A 3377-nucleotide genomic window follows, 5' to 3' on the forward strand; every position below is an offset into this window, starting at 1 on the left:
GTTCGGCGGTGTCCTACTCTCCCACAGGGTCCCCCCTGCAGTACCATCGGCGCTGTAAGGCTTAGCTTCCGGGTTCGGAATGTAACCGGGCGTTTCCCTCACGCTATGACCACCGAAACACTATGAAACTGTTCAGCCGCACCATACCGTGACCATGGCATGGGGCCGTTCGTGGTTTCAGAACCAACACAGTGGACGCGAGCAACTGAGGACAAGCCCTCGGCCTATTAGTACCGGTCACCTCCACACCTCACGGTGCTTCCAGATCCGGCCTATCAACCCAGTCGTCTACTGGGAGCCTTACCCCATCAAGTGGGTGGGAGTCCTCATCTCGAAGCAGGCTTCCCGCTTAGATGCTTTCAGCGGTTATCCCTCCCGAACGTAGCCAACCAGCCATGCCCTTGGCAGGACAACTGGCACACCAGAGGTTCGTCCGTCCCGGTCCTCTCGTACTAGGGACAGCCCTTCTCAAGACTCCTACGCGCACAGCGGATAGGGACCGAACTGTCTCACGACGTTCTAAACCCAGCTCGCGTACCGCTTTAATGGGCGAACAGCCCAACCCTTGGGACCGACTCCAGCCCCAGGATGCGACGAGCCGACATCGAGGTGCCAAACCATCCCGTCGATATGGACTCTTGGGGAAGATCAGCCTGTTATCCCCGGGGTACCTTTTATCCGTTGAGCGACGGCGCTTCCACAAGCCACCGCCGGATCACTAGTCCCGACTTTCGTCCCTGCTCGACCCGTCGGTCTCACAGTCAAGCTCCCTTGTGCACTTACACTCAACACCTGATTGCCAACCAGGCTGAGGGAACCTTTGGGCGCCTCCGTTACTCTTTAGGAGGCAACCGCCCCAGTTAAACTACCCATCAGACACTGTCCCCCACCCGGATCACGGGCGCGGGTTAGACATCCAGCACGACCAGACTGGTATTTCAACGACGACTCCCCCTGAACTGGCGTCCAGAGTTCAAAGTCTCCCAGCTATCCTACACAAGCCGAACCGAACACCAATATCAAACTGTAGTAAAGGTCCCGGGGTCTTTCCGTCCTGCTGCGCGAAACGAGCATCTTTACTCGTAGTGCAATTTCACCGGGCCTATGGTTGAGACAGTCGAGAAGTCGTTACGCCATTCGTGCAGGTCGGAACTTACCCGACAAGGAATTTCGCTACCTTAGGATGGTTATAGTTACCACCGCCGTTTACTGGCGCTTAAGTTCTCAGCTTCGCCCCACCGAAATGGAGCTAACCGGTCCCCTTAACGTTCCAGCACCGGGCAGGCGTCAGTCCGTATACATCGCCTTACGGCTTCGCACGGACCTGTGTTTTTAGTAAACAGTCGCTTCTCGCTGGTCTCTGCGGCCACCCCCAGCTCACGGAGTAAATCCGGTCACCAGACGTGGCCCCCCTTCTCCCGAAGTTACGGGGGCATTTTGCCGAGTTCCTTAACCATAGTTCACCCGAACGCCTCGGTATTCTCTACCTGACCACCTGAGTCGGTTTAGGGTACGGGCCGCCATGAAACTCGCTAGAGGCTTTTCTCGACAGCATAGGATCATCCACTTCACCACAATCGGCTCGGCATCAGGTCTCACCCTCAAGCCACCCGGATTTACCTGGATGACGGGCTACACCCTTACCCCGGGACAACCACCGCCCGGGATGGACTACCTTCCTGCGTCACCCCATCACTCACCTACTGCAAGTCTGGTCCGTCGGCTCCACCACTTCCCTTTGCCCGAAGGCTCCAGGACGGCTTCACGGACTTAGCATCGCCTGTTTCGATGTTTGACGCTTCACAGCGGGTACCGGAATATCAACCGGTTATCCATCGACTACGCCTGTCGGCCTCGCCTTAGGTCCCGACTTACCCTGGGCAGATCAGCTTGACCCAGGAACCCTTAGTCAATCGGCGCACACGTTTCCCACGTGTGAATCGCTACTCATGCCTGCATTCTCACTCGTCAACCGTCCACAACTCGCTTCCGCGGCTGCTTCACCCGGCAGACGACGCTCCCCTACCCATCACAGCCTCCGTTGGGAGTATTGCTGCAATGACACGACTTCGGCGGTACGCTTGAGCCCCGCTACATTGTCGGCGCGGAATCACTAGACCAGTGAGCTATTACGCACTCTTTCAAGGGTGGCTGCTTCTAAGCCAACCTCCTGGTTGTCTGTGCGACTCCACATCCTTTCCCACTTAGCGTACGCTTAGGGGCCTTAGTCGATGCTCTGGGCTGTTTCCCTCTCGACCATGGAGCTTATCCCCCACAGTCTCACTGCCGCGCTCTCACTTACCGGCATTCGGAGTTTGGCTAAGGTCAGTAACCCGGTAGGGCCCATCGCCTATCCAGTGCTCTACCTCCGGCAAGAAACACACGACGCTGCACCTAAATGCATTTCGGGGAGAACCAGCTATCACGGAGTTTGATTGGCCTTTCACCCCTAACCACAGGTCATCCCCCAGGTTTTCAACCCTGGTGGGTTCGGTCCTCCACGAAGTCTTACCTCCGCTTCAACCTGCCCATGGCTAGATCACTCCGCTTCGGGTCTTGAGCGCGCTACTAAAACGCCCTATTCGGACTCGCTTTCGCTACGGCTTCCCCACACGGGTTAACCTCGCAACACACCGCAAACTCGCAGGCTCATTCTTCAAAAGGCACGCAGTCACACCACAAGGATGCTCCCACGGCTTGTAGGCACACGGTTTCAGGTACTATTTCACTCCGCTCCCGCGGTACTTTTCACCATTCCCTCACGGTACTATCCGCTATCGGTCACCAGGGAATATTTAGGCTTAGCGGGTGGTCCCGCCAGATTCACACGGGATTTCTCGGGCCCCGTGCTACTTGGGTGTCTCTCAAACGAGCCGTCAATGTTTCAGCTACGGGGGTCTTACCCTCTACGCCGGACCTTTCGCATGTCCTTCGCCTACATCAACGGTTTCTGACTCGTCTCACGGCCGGCAGACCGCAAAAGAGAGATCCCACAACCCCGTATACGCAACCCCTGCCGGGTCTCACACGCATACGGTTTGGCCTCATCCGGTTTCGCTCGCCACTACTCCCGGAATCACGGTTGTTTTCTCTTCCTGAGGGTACTGAGATGTTTCACTTCCCCTCGTTCCCTCCACACTGCCTATGTGTTCAGCAGCGGGTGACAGCCCATGACGACTGCCGGGTTTCCCCATTCGGAAACCCCCGGATCAAAGCCTGGTTGACGACTCCCCGGGGACTATCGCGGCCTCCCACGTCCTTCATCGGTTCCTGGTGCCAAGGCATCCACCGTGCGCCCTTAAAAACTTGGCCACAGATGCTCGCGTCCACTGTGCAGTTCTCAAACAACGACCAGCCACCCATCACCCCACCCGCTA

General features: G+C 57.3%; 2 rRNA genes. Both read right to left on the reverse strand.

The features are described from left to right. Window positions 1-117, reverse strand: a 5S ribosomal RNA gene (rrf, locus tag ACIRQ9_RS40255). 90 nt (window positions 118-207) lie between these two features. Then, window positions 208-3312, reverse strand: a 23S ribosomal RNA gene (locus ACIRQ9_RS40260). Window positions 3313-3377 lie beyond the last annotated feature (65 nt).

This window comes from Streptomyces sp. NPDC101237, from assembly GCF_044767465.1.
Lineage (GTDB): Bacteria > Actinomycetota > Actinomycetes > Streptomycetales > Streptomycetaceae > Streptomyces > Streptomyces gramineus.